A 17,256-nucleotide genomic window follows, 5' to 3' on the forward strand; every position below is an offset into this window, starting at 1 on the left:
ATCGGCGGATTCTATTCATTTTAATTGGATTTTAATAATAGTCAAAAAAAACATCCGGCTATAGAGCCGGATACTAATGATATGATCATTTAAAAGGGGGGTATGAAAAAGCTTATCTTTTCCATGTCTTTATAATACCCACTAAATATGAACAAACTATGAATAAAGAATTAAGTTTCTATTAATACGTCGATTTTTTTCACATAACACATATAATCATTTGATTAGATTCTACCAAATGGGAAAATTGGAACCTTTCTAGAGCAATATATATACATTTATGATTATCCCTACTATGGTAGACTTTTTTTGCAGACATCGTAGACTGAATATTCAGATAGTTCTTTAGTCCTATTAGGAAGGGGGATAGATTTCCATAGTTTTAAAAGCTTTATATGAATTAAATATGGAAAGGAGTTCAATTGAATGAATGTATTCAAACGTTTTGGATATCTTACATTGGTAGTCATGCTAACTTTAACTAGTTTATTTTCTACCGCTACCAACACTCTAGTTAATGCCGATGAAACTGATGCATCTACCTTCCTTTTTGAAGCAGATTTTAATAATGAAATGACTGGGGAGCATCCAGCAGAATTTGATGTATCTGAAGGTGGTGGAACGATCCTAGTAACAGAGGTGCCAGATTCTACGAACAAAAGTGTATTTTTAAATGATACTAGTGAATCAGCGGATGTGAATCTAAGCAAATCATTCAGTGAGTTAGTTGGTATTGTCACCGTTCAAATGAAGTTTATGCAACCAAAGTACACTAGCTCTACTAAAGTCATGAGATTAAAAGGAGACGGGACTCCTGTTATTATTGAAACAAAAGATAATAGCATTACATATCGTACTGGAAGCAGCTATGATTCATTGGTTACACTTGAAGAAAATGTGTGGTATGACATCAAGGTTGTAGTTGATTTATCCAACCAAACAGCAAATGTGTATATTGATGGAGAATTAAAATTAGAAGCTGCCCCATTAAATCAACCAACTACAAAAATTAAGCATTTTGAAACATTCACACCTGGAAGTAAAGCACTTGGTCATTATGTTGATGATATTAAAATCTCAGGTTATTTACCAGATGTTGAACCGGAAGAACCAGGCGAACCGACTCCTCCTACTGAACCAGGTACAAATGGAGTTTATGAGGCTGAAGACGGGAAACTAACCAATGCTATCATCGACAACAAACATCCAGGGTTTACAGGTACTGGTTTTGTAGATATGGTACCGAATGCACCTGGTGGGGTAATTGAATGGACAATAGATGTTCCTGTAGATGGAGAGTATACTTTAGATTTTCGTTATGCACATGGCGGGACCGATGATCGTCCCTCCGAAATAAAAGTGAATGGAGAAATCGTTGAGCCGAAGCTTGCCTTCAACCCCACAGGTGGTTGGGCGAATTGGGTTTACACTTCAACGAAAGCCAAATTAACAGCTGGTGAGAATATTATTGTTGCTACAGGTGTTGGGGATAGTGGTGGAGCGAATATTGATCATCTAAAAATTTATATGGATGTTGATCAAATCTATGAAGCAGAAGATGCCCTACTAGATGAAAATGGTGTTATTATCGATAACCAGCATTCTGGGTTTACGGGAACAGGATTTATTGATTTTAAACCAAATCAACCTGGTAGTTGGGTCGAGTGGACAGTAAATGTACCAACGGATGGGCAATACTTCCTTGACTTCAGGTATGCTTCCGGTGGAACTGATGCCAGGCCAGCAGAGATTAAAGTAAACGATGAAGTTGTAGAAGAATCCCTTGCTTTTGACCCAACCGGCGCATGGACCACATGGGTTTATACTACTACGAAAGCAACCCTAAAAGCTGGTGAGAATAAAATTCGTGCAACCGGAGTTGGGGATAGTGGTGGAGCGAATATTGACCACCTGCGAATCCATAATAAAGATACAGGATCTGATGAAGGTCCAATCGATATTGAGGATACGAAAATAACGGATGTTGTCAGCGGACTTTATCTAAAAAAATTAAATGAATTGGGTATCATTGTTGACAAACAACCTGCAGACACCGATTCGATTACACGGCTTGAATTCATGGCTTTAATTAATAGCAAACTGGGACTAGTAAAGGAAGAACAATTTAATGGCTTAGATTCTGATTTAAGTGTATGGGAAGTCACCCTAAATGAGTGGTATTCCTATGTTCTAGCTGCAGCTAAGCAAGCTGGATATATGGATGAACTAGTAAAAAACGGAAAGGTTCATCCTGAAAAAACACTTAAGAAAAAAGAAGCTGTAAAAATTATTGAAAAACTAAAAGGTTCCTCCACATTAGCAAATAATAATAAAGATCTCACTTGGGGAGAAGCAAGGACATTAGTGGATTCCCTCCCTACGGAAGGACAAAGCAATACCGTTCAAATCGCAGATGTTCATGCAATATCTAGTAATCTAATCGCTGTAACGTTTAATAGTACATTCGAGGATTTTGATTTTTCGGATATAAGTGTGGTTTACCCCACTGGTAATTGGTCAACTTTAAGCCCTAATTTTAAAAATCTTAAAATTGATAAAGGCGCTAAAGGGATAAACAAATTTGGACAAACTGTTCTGGTTTTAAATAGCTTGGATGAGTTGGATCAAAACGGTCAGTATATTGTCGAACCTGAGAAGGTTCTGTTTAAAGGTGATCTTAATGATGCCATTCGAAAAGCTAATAATCTATTAACCTGGCAAATGGATCATGGTGGTTGGACAAAAAACTGGCCCTACATCTACGAACGTCCTTGGAATGGATCAGAGCCACGCTCTGAATGGATTGCAAATGGAGTTGAACTAGGAACAATTGACAATGATGCAACCATCAAGGAAATTCTTTTCTTGGCTGAGATATACCGTGAAACTGGTGACGTGAGGTATAAAGAAAGCATTGAAAAAGGCTTTGAATTCTTGTTCAAATTACAATATGATACAGGTGGTTTTGCTCAGGTTTTTCCAAGACGTGGTAACTATTCAGACTATGTAACATTTAACGATGAAGCAATGATTAATGTGCTAGAAATGATGGATGATGTGTTAGCAAAGAGATATCCATTTGATTCAGACGTAATCGATGATTCTTATACTCAAAAAATCAAACAATCCATAGAGAGTGGTATAGATTATATCTTAAAATCACAAATAAAAGTAGATGGGAAATTAACTGCTTGGTGTGCTCAACACGATCCATACACGTTGGAACCACGTGAAGCACGCGCCTATGAACACCCTTCTATTTCTGGATCAGAATCTATTGGCATCATAAGATTTCTTATGTCACGTCCACAAACAGAGGAAATCAAACAATCTGTTCGAGCTGCGTTAGAATGGGTAGATGCAGTAAAGCTAGAAAACACCCGTTATGTGAGTGGTGATCCGAATAATGTGTATTTTGTTGAAGATCCAAACTCAACAGCATGGTACAGATTTTATGAAATAGCTACAAACAAAGGCATTTTCTCAGGGCGTGATGGAGTAATCAAATATGACATCATGGAAATTGAAGAAGAGCGGCGAAATGGTTATTCTTGGGGCGGCCATTGGGGTACAAAATTAGTAAGTATTGCTGAAGAAACGGGTTATTTTACAAACAATGTATATGTACAGGTCGTTGGTACGAACTCTACGGACATTAACGGTAGAACACTAAAAGAAAGTGATATAAAAGTAGTGAAAAGTGTAAATGAAAAAATGGACCAGATCCAAAATGAAATCGTTGTCGCTAAAGATGGAACTGGTGACTATGAAACCGTTCAAGCAGCAATTGATGCTATCCCAGCAAACAATGAGACTCCGGTTACTATCTTTATTAAGAATGGTGTATACAAAGAAGTTATTACTGTTCCAAATAACAAACCATTCATTACAATGATTGGGGAAGATCCAGAAAAAACAATCCTTACTTACGATAACTACGCAGGCAGAGACAATGGCGTCGGCGGTACTCTTGGTACAAGCGGAAGTGCAAGTGTATACTTGCGTGCAAATGATTTCAGAGTAGCAAATGTTACATTCGAAAACTCATTTGATGAAAGCTCAACTGATGTAAGTGGAAAACAAGCAGTTGCCGTATATGCAGCCGGTGACCGTCAATATTTTAACAATGTAAGATTTATAGGCAATCAGGATACCTTATATGTTCACTCTGGTAGTCAGTACTATACCCATGTGTATGTGGAGGGTGATGTTGACTTCATCTTTGGTGCTGCACGTGCTGTTTTTGAACATTCAGTGATCCATTCACTTGACCGTGGATCAAACTCAAATAATGGATATATTACTGCAGCGAGCACCTTAATCACTGACCCCTTTGGTATTCTGATTAAAGATAGTAAGCTAACAAGTGATGCTCCTCCTGGAACTGTATATTTGGGTAGACCTTGGCCTGCAGGTGGGAATCCAAATGCCATTGGTAGTGTGGTCATCATGAATAGCGAACTTGGCAATCACATTAAAGAAGAAGGCTGGACTTCTATGAGTGGCTTGAACCCAGAAGAGGCTCGTTTGTTTGAATATAAAAACGTTGGACCAGGTGCTGCAATCAACGAATCACGAAGACAACTTACCGATGAAGAGGCTGTGAACTGGACCGTTCAAAACGTTCTTAAGGGCTGGGACCCAACTGAAATCGTTTTATGTGAAAAACCAGGTAATGGTCCAAAAGCAAAGAAAGATCAAAAACCAGGAATTTACCCAGTACCAGGATATTGCAAAAGATAAATAACTAGACTTATCCTTCATAGGAAAAGAGAGGGTCCCCCCTCTCTTTTTTTCACGCATACATCTTATTCTCTTCATCCTTCTTAAAGAAGCTCTTCATCGCATGGAATACGTCTGCTTTTTGTTTTAAAATATAGTACTTAAAGCGCTCATCCTCAATATTCTTATAAGCTGACATGAGGGTCGAATGACGATTATACTGATTGACTTCACCATAGCCGAACATATTGGAAACCTTCATTAACTCGCTCACTAATTTCACACATCTTGCATTATCAGATGTTAAATTATCTCCATCTGAAAAATGGAATGGATAAATATTATAGCGTGTTTCTGGATACTTATCATCGATGATTTCCAAAGCCTTCCGATAAACCGATGAACAAATTGTACCTCCACTTTCACCTTTGGAGAAGAAGTCTTCCTCGGATACAACCTTTGCTTCTGTATGGTGAGCTATGAATTCAATTTCGACTGTTTCATATTTTGTTCGTAGGAATCGAGTCATCCAGAAGAAGAAGCTCCTTGCCATATACTTTTCCCAAATTCCCATCGAACCACTTGTATCCATCATCGCAAGTACAACAGCCTTTGAATCTGGTTTTACAACTTCATTCCATGTCTTAAATTTCAAATCCTCACGATAGATAGGATGAAAGCTCGGTTTCCCTGCCATCGCATTTCGTTTATAAGCTGACATCATGGTCCGTTTTTTATCAATATTCCCCATTAAACCTGTACGACGGATATCATTAAATTCAATATTTTCTACAATGTTTTGATCCCGTTCTTTCCGTTTCAGATTTGGAAGTTCTAACTCTTTAAACAATGCTTCTTCAAGCTCCATGAGGGATACTTCAGCCTCATAATAGTCTTCCCCTGCTTGATCGCCTGCACCTTGCCCTTTTCCAGGACCAGACTGTCCCCCGCTTTGCCCTGAGCCATCTCTTGCAATAACGTCACCTACCTGGCTATCTCCATCCCCTTGGCCAACGTGTTTATTTTTGTCATAGTTATAACGGATTTTATATTCGTCCAATGATCGAATTGGAATCTTAACAACATCTTTTCCGTTTGACATAATGATACTTTCTTCCGTTATCAAATCAGGCAAATTATTTTTTATGGCATCCTGAACCTTTTCCTGGTGTCTTGTTTGGTCATCATGGCCTTTGCGATGGAGGGACCAATCTTCTTGGGAAATGACAAAATTCTTTGAGTTACCTTTCGACATAATCTTTCCCCTCCCTAATTTTTTTTGAAAACCATTCACATTTTTACACGGACTTTCATACATTATCTTGACGGTTTGCGAAAGAATTTCGATAAACGAAAAAAACTGTATGAAACAACAACCTGTTTGGAAATAAAAAAAGAGACCAACTTCTACCGCTCGTAAACCAAAATGGAGCAATAGTAGATTACTCTATACTATGCAAAAATATCGTATTATTGACAAAAGATTTCGCAAATTAGGCATTATGTCTTAAAAATAGACAAGTTCCCACCATTTTTTCATATAAAGAGTTTTTTTATAATGGACAACCATTACACGAAGGTCCTATGGAAAAACAAGGGATTAGACCAATTCATCTGGTCTAACCCCTTATTCTCATTTATCGATTCAATAAGCTACCAACATAACGAAGCAGTTCATTAGCTGATGTTGAATTATAGCCATGTTCATCAATCAATCTTGCAACAACCTCGTTTACCTTCTTAAGCTGTTGTTCATCCGGTGTTTTTGTAGAAGTTGTAATTTTGACGACGTCTTTTAGGTCAGCAAATAATTTCTTTTGTATCGCTTCACGTAGACGTTCGTGTGAATTGTAATCAAATCTTCTTCCTTTTCGTGCATATGCCGAGATGCGGATAAGGATCTCCTCTCTGAATGCCTTCTTTGCATTTTCTGAGATTCCGATTTGCTCCTCAATTGAACGCATTAGCTTTTCATCTGGATTCATCTCTTCACCAGTCAAAGGATCTCGAAGCTTATTTTTATTACAATATGCTTCAACATTATCTAAATAGTTATCCATCAATGTCTTCGCAGACTCTTCGTACGAATAAACAAACGCCTTTTGAACTTCTTTTTTCGCAATATCATCATACTCACGTCTGGCTATTGAGATGAAGTTTAAATAACGCTCACGGTCTTCATTTGAAATCGATGGATGATGCTCAAGTCCATCCTTTAAAGAACGTAATACATCTAAGGCATTGATGGATGGATTTTCCTTTCGAATAATCGTTGAGGAGATCCGGTTAATCACATAACGCGGGTCAATTCCACTCATCCCCTCATCCTGATATTCTTTGCGAAGCTCCTCCACATCAACTGCATTGAAGCCTTCCACACTTTCTCCATCATACAATCTCATCTTTTTAATAATATCGACATCGCCCTTTTTAGGCGCTTTTAATCTTGTTAAAATCGTAAACATTGCTGCCACTCTAAACGTATGTGGTGCAATATGCACATCGCGAACGTCACTCTCTTTGATCATTTTTTCATAGATACGCTCTTCCTCGGAAACGCGAAGATTATAAGGAACAGGCATCACGATAATACGTGAGTGTAACGCTTCATTTTTCTTATTTGATATAAAAGAACGATATTCCGTTTCGTTTGTGTGCGCAACAATGAGTTCATCGGCACTGATTAAAGCAAACCTTCCTGCTTTAAAATTCCCCTCTTGTGTTAAGGAGAGTAAGTGCCAAAGGAATTTTTCGTCACACTTTAACATCTCCTGGAATTCCATCATTCCACGGTTCGCTTTGTTTAGTTCTCCATCGAAGCGGTACGCACGCGGGTCTGATTCTGACCCAAATTCAGCAATCGTTGAAAAATCAATACTACCTGTTAAATCAGCAATGTCCTGGGATTTTGGATCAGATGGGCTAAAGGTTCCAATTCCGACACGTCTATCTTCAGAGAAGAAGACTCTTTCGACCCGAACATCTTCAATTCGGCCACCATATTCTTCCTGTAATCTCATCATATTTAAAGGCGACAAATTGCCTTCAATTCGAATGCCATACTCATCAAAAAAGTCCTCTCTTAAATGATGAGGAATAAGGTGCAGTGGATCTTCATGCATCGGACAGCCTTTAATTGCATACACCGCTCCCCGCTCCGTATGGGAGTACGCTTCTAATCCTCGTTTTAACATGGAAACGAGTGTTGATTTACCACCACTAACAGGACCCATTAATAATAAAATTCGCTTTCGTACATCGAGTCGTTTCGCGGCTGGATGAAAATATTCTTCTACTAAGCGCTCAAGGGCCTCCTCAAGACCAAACAATTGATGATCAAAAAATTTATACTTACGCTTTCCATCTACCTCTTCAAAACCAGCATCTTTGATCATATTATAAACTCTTGAATGAGCAGACTGAGCAACCCATGGCTTTTCCTTTAAGATCTCCAAATATTCAGCGAAGGTACCTTCCCACTTTAAACGTTGTTCTTCTTCACGAAACCTCTCTATTTTCTTTAGAATATCCATTAAGGGGCCTCCTCCATCTTTGATGTCTCTTGCACGGTTTATTAAAATGTATGCGAGGATGTCCTTTAACATGCTTTAATCTTACAAAATTCAACATGTCCTATTCAGAATAGTACAAAAATAACTTCTAAATTTTTGATTGGACAAATTGAGTTTTAGAGTAAATGAGCGCATATGATGTTAAAGGGTTCCTTCTAATGTATGTGCCTACTGATGAAAGGTTCGAAAATGTTTACAATTTGTCCATAGATAACATTCACACAAAATTGAAATTAGGTTATAATACACGTAGATGTGTTTTTTAGGAAAATACTTGAAGGTTCATTACTTTTTGAGCTTTATACATAAAGGAGGAAAAAGCACATGAAATTAGCCCTAATTTTAGGTGTATGCGTTACCTTTTTAGCTGCTATCTTTACTTCTGGGTATGAAGATAAGCCAAGCGTTAACAAAAAATAATTAAAAATGACCCCTACCAATGGTAGGGGTCACTTTTATTTTACGAAAGTGCAGGGTAATTTTGTTGCCTTAACACCTCGTATATGAGTATAGCTGCAGTATTGGATAGGTTTAGGGCGCCGACTTTTTCTGTCATAGGAAGACGCAAAGCTCGGTCCAGGTTGTTTTGAATAAGATCCTGAGGTAGCCCAGTAGTCTCCCTTCCAAATATAAGGAAGTAGTCTTTTTCTATATTACTATAATCTATGGATGAATATGTTTTTTTCCCAAACTTCGTAATGAAATAAAATTCGCCATCCTGATATGTTGAAAAAAGCTCCTCTAAAGAATTGTAATCATGAATCTTTACAAACTCCCAATAATCTAATCCCGCACGCTTAAGCCTTTTGTCATCTGTTGAAAAGCCAAGTGGCCGAATTAAATGTAAAGTTGTACCTGTTGCCGCACAAGTCCTTGCGATATTCCCAGTATTGGCAGGCAATTCTGGCTGGTATAATACGACATGAAGTCCCACTTTCTTTCACCTCAATCGTTATTATACCAAAAAGGAAAAGTTAGTTATTAATGATATGAAAAAACTTGTATTTTATATTTGGTGTATAAGCTGTCGAATCATAGTATGACCAATACCTCATCCGACTATTTTGCGTCTGAGCATTGACCAATGGGTCGCCTTCATAGTCCTTTGCTACAACAATCGTGTTGTGATTAAATCGTCCATCTCCCTCAAAGTCATAGCAGATGATGTCGCCCAAAAGCAGTTCCTTTGGAGAGGATACTTCTTTTGCTTGAAGACCTCTTCGTGAGCCAGTTAAATACCATCTCAATGAATTTGCAACAGACCAGCTATAGCTCCAATTATTATTTTGATACCACCAGCCTTTACTACGATTTGGATATCCATACATCGGTGCACCGCCAGCGTGGAGACATTGCGAAATAAAGTTTGTACAATTATCTGTGAATTTTTTATATTTGGGGTTGTAGTCATTCCACCACCGCTCTGCGTACTGGACCGCAGCAAGTCGGTTATATTTAAAATCTCTAGTATTTTCCTCTGAGACTTCCCGGTCCATCGTTTCATAATGGGTTTCTATTTTCTTTGGAACCTCATCATCTCTTATTAATTGATTTGAGGTAAAAATGGCTTTTCTTTCTTCACACTGCTCCTCAATGTACAGATTTTTATTTTGACGAATTAAATATTGGTAATGCACGTGATAATTGAGATGTATTTTTCCATTCACTTCGTTTTTGTCAAGGATTTGAGCCTTTGTTTTACATTTAACAATTTCCGCTGAGCGTTTTCCAAGCAGCTCTCTTTTTCGCTGAATCAACTCAAGGTCCTTTTCCGACACTTTTTCAGAAGATGCACTACGTGTATTTCCAACAAGTAATTGGGCTCTTGCCTCAATCACCTTTGCTAACGTCGACTTCATCAACCAACCCCACCTTCAAGCTGTGATATTACACAATATGAATGAATATGGATTTTAAGTAGAAATTTTTCATATGCAGAAGTGCCGATTCGTTTTAGTAGTTGTGTTTACCAGGCGACCAAAAAGGATTTGCGTCGTTTTTTCAATATTTGCGTCGCCATAGGTAGATTGGCAACTTCACCCAGATTAAGGCCTCAAAAACCCCATAAAAAAAGGATGCACCATCGCATCCCTTTTAGTTCTCCAACATATTCAAACCTTTTTCGATTTCGTCTAGGACCTGCTCGTCCTTTTCTTTTAAACTTGCTTCTTTTAAAATTTCAATCGCGCTCTCGTCGCCAATTCTTCCAAGCGCCCATGCAGCCGTTCCCCGTAAAACGGGTCTAGGATCCTCTTTTAACACCTGCTTCAACTCAGGAATCGCACTGCTATCTTTAAAGTGGGCAAGAGCAATAATTGCGTTTCGCTGAATTGGCTTCTTGCCTCTCCAAGAGCCAGATAACGATCCAAATGTTTCTTTAAAATCACGATTGCTTATCGATAAAATCGGCTTTAACAACGGCTTCACAACCTCGGGATCGGGCTCCATTTCTTCATGGAAATGAAAATCGATTCCTTTGTTTTTCGGACAAGCCGTCTGACAGGAATCACAGCCATACAGTCTGTTACCAATTTTCGTTCTGAATTCGTCAGGTAAAAAATCCTTTGTTTGCGTTAAAAAGCTGACACATCGTTGTGCATTAATTTGTCCACCCTGCACTAACGCTCCCGTTGGGCATGCATCTAGACATGCTCGGCAAGTACCACATTGATCCTCAATTGGCGTATCAGGTGCAAATGGGATGTTGGTGATCATTTCTCCTAAATACACATATGAACCAAACTCCGGCGTAATGATTGCGCAGTTCTTTCCACTCCAGCCAATTCCTGCACGTTCTGCTACCGCACGGTCAGACAATTCACCGGTATCTACCATAGATTGAAGTTTTGCATCAGGCAGTTTTTCTAAAATAAACGACTCAAGCTTTTGGAGCCGATCCCGCAAAACATGGTGGTAGTCCTCTCCCCAAGAAGCACGTGCAAACATCCCTCGACGCTCGCTTCGTGTACTTCTCGGTGCATCTTTAAGCTTTGCCGGGTAGGCTAAGGCAATCGCAATAATTGATTTTGCTCCAGGCAATAAGAGCTCCGGATTTGTCCTTTTTTCAATATCCTTTGGTTCAAATCCTGACTCGTAGCCTAACTCCTGTTGTCGTAGGAGTCGTGATTTTAACTCGTCAAATGGAGAAGCACTTGCAAAACCAATTTTATCGATTCCAATTGTTTTACTATAGTCAATTAACTCTTGTTGAAACTCTAAAATATCCACGTCTTGGAACCTCCTTCCTTCAAATTGGTAAGCCGTTCTTTTATTGAATCACTAGGATTTATGGTACACTATTTACAATAATTTTTGGAGGGATAAATGATGGAAATTCAAATTTCGCCGCAATTAAAGGAACTTGTCCCTAATTTCAAGGTGGGCATAATTCAATACGATCATATCGAAGTGGGAGATTCTCCACAAATGATTCGTGGTAGATTGCAAACCTTCCAGGAGTCGCTCTTTTTTGATCTAGAGGACAAACCTGTTTCAGATGTAGGAGGAATAGCTGAGTGGAGAGACATTTTTAAAAAGGTGGGAACAGACCCAAATCGCTATCGTCCATCCGTTGAAGCCATCTATCGTCGGATCAAAAAGCAAAACTTTTTAAATTCTATTCATTCGGCTGCGGACCTTAATAATTTCTTTTCGATTCAATATGAGATTCCAGTTGGAATTTATGACGCTGATAAAATCAACGGAGATATTGAGATTCGAATAGGTCAACAAGATGATGAATATATGGGGATAAACGGTAGAAACATTGCGATGAAGGATAAAATACTTTCCAGTGATCATACGGGAGCATTTGGCAGCCCATACGTGGATTCCGAGAGAACGGCCGTGACAGTTGAAACAAAAAATGCCATTCAGATCGTCTATTTGAAGCCTTCTTTACAAAAAGAGAGTTGTGAAAAATTAATTACGTCACTTGGTGCCATGTTTACGCAGGTTCATGGTGGATCAGTACAGTCTTTTATCGTGGAATAAAGGACTGTATAAAAAGGAAAAAACGCAACACCTCGTTTATCTAAGAAACGAAACACTGCGTTATATATGTATGGAGCGGGTGATGAGAATCGAACTCACGACATCAGCTTGGAAGGCTGAGGTTTTACCATTAAACTACACCCGCACATTGATATTAAGTTTATAAAGATTAAATTACGCTTATGGGCCTTACATGCCTCTTCCTCTACCAGTTAAATCATGAAGTAAATGCGTCGAAGCAACTCGCAGCAAATTCATTGAAGCATTGCTCGTGGCTGAGGTTTTACCATTAAACTACACCCGCATAATAAAATTTATTAAGTTCGAAGAAGAATTATGTTAATATTATAACAAGTTTGTAAATGCAATGCAAGAGGTTTTGTAACTTTTTGTCGATAATTATTTCATCTGACTACTTGAGTTATTATACACATATACATATTATATTGCAATAATAAAATTAAAAATATTTGCACGTTGTTTACATGGTTAATGTAAAACATGATTTTATTAAAATAATAATACTTTTAGGGGACTGCCTGTTTTCATCGGGAGTCCCCTTTTTATTTTCATAAATTTTTTTGACTTTATTAGATCAAAGGAGTAGATTTTATATATGTATATTCAAATAATCAGATATTCTATTATTCAGAAGGAAGGATAAAAATGCTACAAAAGTGGGCTTTTTCAGGGAGATTTAAAGGGTATTCGTTTCAGTCTTTTCAAAAGGATCTTATTTCTGGCGTCGTTGTTGGAATCATTGCGATTCCTCTGGGAATGGCATTCGCGATTGCTTCAGGAGTTAAACCTGAATATGGGATCTACACCACCATCATCGCGGGTATTCTTATTTCACTCTTTGGAGGCTCTAAGTATCAAATTGGGGGACCGACTGGTGCCTTTATTCCGATTCTGTTCGGAATTGTTGCAACCTATGGATTTGAAAATCTATTAATTGCGGGTTTTATGGCAGGTATCATCCTATTTTTAATGGGAATTTTTAAGCTGGGCTCTTTAATCAAATTTATTCCACGTCCAGTTACAATCGGTTTTACATCCGGTATCGCGATCATTATTTTTGTCGGGCAAGTACCCAATTTTCTTGGACTCGATCAAATTGAGAAGCATGAATTATTTTTAGATAATATGAGAGAAATTGTTCTGCATATTAGCAATTTCAATATTTATAGTATTTTAACTGCTTCCATTTGTTTAGTGGTGCTTCTATTAACACCTAAGTTCTTTCCAAAAGTACCCGGTTCATTAATTGCTTTACTAATCTCAACTGGTATTGCAACTATTTTTTATCCAACCCAGGTAGCGACAATTGGGTCAACATTTGGTGACATACCTAGTAAACTACCAAACTTTCAATTTCCTGACATCACATTTGAGCGAATTAAACAACTGATTCAACCAGCGTTTGTAATTGCGATGTTAGGAGCAATTGAGTCCCTCCTTTCAGCCGTTGTTGCTGACGGAATGACAAATAGCAAGCATAATTCGAACCGGGAATTAGTCGGCCAAGGTCTTGCGAATATGGTAACCCCTTTGTTCGGTGGTATTCCTGCAACAGGAGCAATTGCAAGAACGGCAACCAATATTAAAACTGGGGCCGTTTCACCTTTTTCGGGTGTGATACACGGGGTAGTCGTTCTACTTGTCTTACTTTTATTTGCTCCATATGCTTCAAAAATTCCGTTAGCAAGTATGGCACCGATTATTATGCTTGTTGCCTGGAACATGAGTGAGCGTCGCGTGTTTTATCATGTCTTAAAAACAAAAACAGAAGACTCACTTGTATTGGTTGTCACCTTTTTATTAACAGTCTTTATGAATTTAACCGTTGCCGTTGAAGTTGGGCTCATTTTAGCTGTTGTTCTTTTTACAAAGCGAATGAGTGATATAATAGTGACAGAAAAAGCGTTACCGAACCCGGAAACCAAGCATGAAAAAATGGATACTCAGATTGTGACTGATTCACATGATTGTCCTCAAATTAGTATTTATAATGTAGAAGGGCCTTTGTTTTTCGGAGCTGCCCAGGCTTTTGAACAACAAATTATGAAATCGATCAATTACAGGCCAAAGGTTTTACTGTTGCGGTTAAGCAGAGTTCCGTTTATGGATACAACAGGAGAAGCGCGTCTGGCTAGTATTTTTAAGGATTTTTCAAAGCATGGAATTGTGTTAATATCAGGAATAAAACCACAGCCTAATAGTGTTCTTCAAAAAACTGGTTTATATGAGGTAATAGGAGAGGAAAACTTTTTTGAGCATACTGGTGATGCCATTGATTATGCACTAAGCCAGATTAATCGCCATAAATGTTTGGGCTGTAGACATTTTGCGTTTAAAGAGTGTCAGGTTCTTTCCGGAGTTGAGGAAAAAGTGGTCAAAAAGAGAAGTGTTTCCTTAAGTTAAGGTAGAAAGTGAGGTAAGGTAGTGAATTTAGAAATGCAGAAATTTAAGGCTGACTTTTTTAAAGCTCTTGCACATCCATTAAGGATTCGAATCTTAGAGCTTTTAGCTGAGGGCGATAAGAATGTGAATGAGATTCAAACCCTAATTGGCAGCGAAGGGTCAGCCGTGTCCCAGCAACTAACTGTACTACGTGCTAAAAATATTGTTTATGGAACAAAGGATGGTAATCGGGTTATCTACTCTCTCAGAGATCCTATGATTGTTGAGCTTCTCTCGGTGGCGAAGCAAATTTTTAACAACCATCTTGTTGATACGATTTCTCTTCTTGATAAAATTGGGGAAGAAGATAATTAATAGAGCACAGCTAAAACGGTGTAACCATTTTAGCCGTGTTTTTGTTTACTTTACTAGTGGGAAACCAAATCCAGAAGCGATGTCATCACCAGCTCCAGCATATTGACCAGCCTTAATATCATTACTCTTTGCCCGATTTTGTAGTTCGGCTCTTATTTGGTAGTTTGTCATACTTGGGTTTTCCGCCCAAATTTTTGCCGCTAAGCCTGAAATATGGGGTGTTGCCATTGATGTCCCGCTAATTGTATTATACGTACCATCACTCCATGTAGATTCTATTGCACGACCAGGTGCTGATAGTTCCACATCCCTTTCTCCGATTACAAAGTCACCAGCAGTTGACGGATTGCCTCTAGAGGAAAAATCGGCAATTCGGTAAGAACCATTTTGCAGCACATTCTCTAAGGCAGCTACTGCAATTGCATCATGAAGTCCACCTGGGAAACCAATCGTATTCGGTGCTGGTCCCTCATTCCCTGCAGCTGCAACGACTAAAGCTCCGCTATTAACGGCATATGTGACAGCATCCGCAATTAAGGAATCCTTTGAGCTTGAACCTAATGACATGGAGATAACGACTTTCACTCCGTTTTTCTTACCTTCGTCTGCAGCGTGACGAATGGCCGCAGCAATGTCATCAGAATAGCCGAAACCACTATTTCCTAATACACGATATGCCCAAAGCTTTGCATCAGGTGCAACCCCATAAATACCAGTTCCATTGCCACCATTTGCTAATACAGTTCCCGCTACATGTGTACCGTGACCGTTTTTATCGGCGCATGAACCATTGATCAATGGCGATTTATTTTGACTAAAATCCTTGCATTGCTCAACATTAGCTTGTAAATCAGTATGATTAATATTTGTACCAGTATCTAAGACTGCTACTCTAATATTGTCCCCACCATCTGTTGAGGCAATTAGTGGATCATTATAGATTGCTTCAATTCCCCAAGGAGTTCGGTCAGAAGGAACGACTTCTCCTCCTGCTTTTGGTTTTGCTGCAATCGACACTGTATCAACAATTGATATTTTTAGATTCTTGTTTTTCAATAGTGCAGTGTATTGTTGTTCATTTACATTCGTTGTGAAGCCCTTAGATTCAAAATCCCAACGAGCACCATAGGTAGACATTAATTTTGATTTGTCGTTTTTATTGAGTGGTTGAATTAATACACGTAGATTATTGTTTGAGGATTCACCCTGTTCTGGAGCAGCGAACACTCCAATTGCAAAAAGAGAAGAAAACAAAACCGCAATAAGGATAACTGACAAGAGCTTTGAAATAAACTTCAAAATCATCCCCCGTTTCGTATATGTAGATAATGGATGGTATCAGTTACAAAACTCAGGATTTAAATAGGCTAGAAATGGTACAAGGAAACTTAGCAGAATGAAACATTTTTGCAGATTTATAGATTCACCACCTTTTATTTTTTGAACATTCAGCCTCTTTATTATAATGGAATGCTCCATTATTTCATTGATTCCAAAGAACGCTTTTATAGGTAAAAGACAGGGAAAATTGTACTAATTTTAATAATAAAAAGGATAGTTCACGATGAACTATCCTTTGTTACTCCGGTAAGAATTCTTCTCCAAAATTATTTAAAATAAATCTTTTTTCTTCGGCTTCGCTCATGATACCATATGCTGCTCCAACGGTTCCGTTTTGATAATCCCAAAAATAATTATGGTCATCATCAGCTTGACTGAAATCTCCATTTTTCCAGCGTTCCAAAATGGCCAAAAGATCTTCTTTTCTAGCAAAATCACTTTTTGAAACGACCTCATAAATTTCGTTGATGGTTTCCGGAATCATTGGTTTTGCTCCCCATTTTTTGTCGGCCTTTACCTTTTGATGGGTCATATGATGCATCACCTCAATGATCTCACTCTCATCAGGTGTTTGACTTAACTTCAAATCATATGTGACCCCACCAATTTTCTTAGTTTGCTCCTTAAATTCATCCACTTTAGTAGAATCCTGGTTTGACGAAGAGACAGATTTTTGACCACCATCACTGTCAAACATTTTATATACACTAAACACAAGTCCAGTCGTGGCACCTATTAGAATCACAAAAACAAATATCCAGATCCAGGTTTTCATAACTTCCCCCTACACAATTCCCCATATTCTTACTTTTTAGTATTATGTATCCATTTTTAATCTTAGCATAAAATA

Annotated in this window: 11 protein-coding genes and 1 tRNA gene; 4 read left to right on the top strand and 8 right to left on the bottom strand. The window is 38.3% G+C overall.

The features are described from left to right. The first annotated feature begins 426 nt into the window (after positions 1–426). Positions 427–4,743, top strand: a complete 4,317-nt coding sequence (pelA, locus tag DZB84_RS25205) for a pectate lyase (protein ID WP_223254387.1) — start codon at positions 427–429, stop codon at positions 4,741–4,743. A gap of 52 nt (positions 4,744–4,795) precedes the next feature. On the opposite strand, the gene yhbH is transcribed toward pelA, so the two are convergent. The 5 genes from yhbH to queG all read right to left on the bottom strand — a co-directional run bounded on the left by yhbH (position 4,796) and on the right by queG (position 11,522). Beyond that, positions 4,796–5,977: a sporulation protein YhbH gene (gene yhbH / locus DZB84_RS06215; protein ID WP_116351383.1), complete on the bottom strand. Its 1,182-nt coding sequence runs from the start codon at positions 5,975–5,977 to the stop codon at positions 4,796–4,798. A 382-nt stretch (positions 5,978–6,359) separates the two neighbouring features. Continuing rightward, positions 6,360–8,255, bottom strand: a complete 1,896-nt coding sequence (locus tag DZB84_RS06220; RefSeq protein ID WP_116351384.1) for a PrkA family serine protein kinase — start codon at positions 8,253–8,255, stop codon at positions 6,360–6,362. A 499-nt stretch (positions 8,256–8,754) separates the two neighbouring features. After that, positions 8,755–9,228, bottom strand: coding sequence for a tRNA (uridine(34)/cytosine(34)/5-carboxymethylaminomethyluridine(34)-2'-O)-methyltransferase TrmL (trmL, locus tag DZB84_RS06225; protein ID WP_116351385.1), 474 nt, complete (start codon positions 9,226–9,228; stop codon positions 8,755–8,757). A 40-nt stretch (positions 9,229–9,268) separates the two neighbouring features. Beyond that, positions 9,269–10,153, bottom strand: coding sequence for an amidase domain-containing protein (locus DZB84_RS06230; RefSeq protein ID WP_116351386.1), 885 nt, complete (start codon positions 10,151–10,153; stop codon positions 9,269–9,271). Between the two features lie 235 nt (positions 10,154–10,388). Beyond that, positions 10,389–11,522 (bottom strand): tRNA epoxyqueuosine(34) reductase QueG, encoded by a 1,134-nt coding sequence (queG, locus tag DZB84_RS06235; RefSeq protein WP_116351387.1) that lies wholly within the window; start codon positions 11,520–11,522, stop codon positions 10,389–10,391. Between the two features lie 99 nt (positions 11,523–11,621). On the opposite strand from queG, the gene DZB84_RS06240 reads away from it, so the two are divergent. After that, complete coding sequence (locus DZB84_RS06240; RefSeq protein ID WP_116351388.1) at positions 11,622–12,287, top strand: B3/B4 domain-containing protein; 666 nt, start codon at positions 11,622–11,624, stop codon at positions 12,285–12,287. A gap of 71 nt (positions 12,288–12,358) precedes the next feature. Here the strand turns inward: DZB84_RS06240 and DZB84_RS06245 are convergent. After that, positions 12,359–12,432 (bottom strand) — tRNA-Gly (locus DZB84_RS06245). Positions 12,433–12,953: 521 nt separating this feature from the next. Here DZB84_RS06245 and DZB84_RS06250 point away from each other — a divergent pair. Together DZB84_RS06250 and DZB84_RS06255 are read left to right on the top strand one after the other, a co-directional pair. Beyond that, on the top strand, positions 12,954–14,711 hold the full coding sequence (locus tag DZB84_RS06250) for a SulP family inorganic anion transporter (protein WP_116351389.1): 1,758 nt from the start codon (positions 12,954–12,956) through the stop codon (positions 14,709–14,711). Between the two features lie 21 nt (positions 14,712–14,732). Continuing rightward, complete coding sequence (locus tag DZB84_RS06255) at positions 14,733–15,065, top strand: ArsR/SmtB family transcription factor (protein WP_116351390.1); 333 nt, start codon at positions 14,733–14,735, stop codon at positions 15,063–15,065. A gap of 45 nt (positions 15,066–15,110) precedes the next feature. Here the strand turns inward: DZB84_RS06255 and DZB84_RS06260 are convergent, their stop codons facing one another. Then, positions 15,111–16,364 (bottom strand): S8 family peptidase, encoded by a 1,254-nt coding sequence (locus DZB84_RS06260; RefSeq protein WP_411266255.1) that lies wholly within the window; start codon positions 16,362–16,364, stop codon positions 15,111–15,113. Positions 16,365–16,644: 280 nt separating this feature from the next. Next, positions 16,645–17,181, bottom strand: a complete 537-nt coding sequence (locus tag DZB84_RS06265; RefSeq protein ID WP_116351392.1) for a DUF6241 domain-containing protein — start codon at positions 17,179–17,181, stop codon at positions 16,645–16,647. Between the last annotated feature and the right edge of the window lie 75 nt (positions 17,182–17,256).

Origin of the sequence: Bacillus sp. HNG, assembly GCF_003400205.1 — a bacterium.
Taxonomy (GTDB): Bacteria; Bacillota; Bacilli; order Bacillales; family Bacillaceae_L; genus Ferdinandcohnia.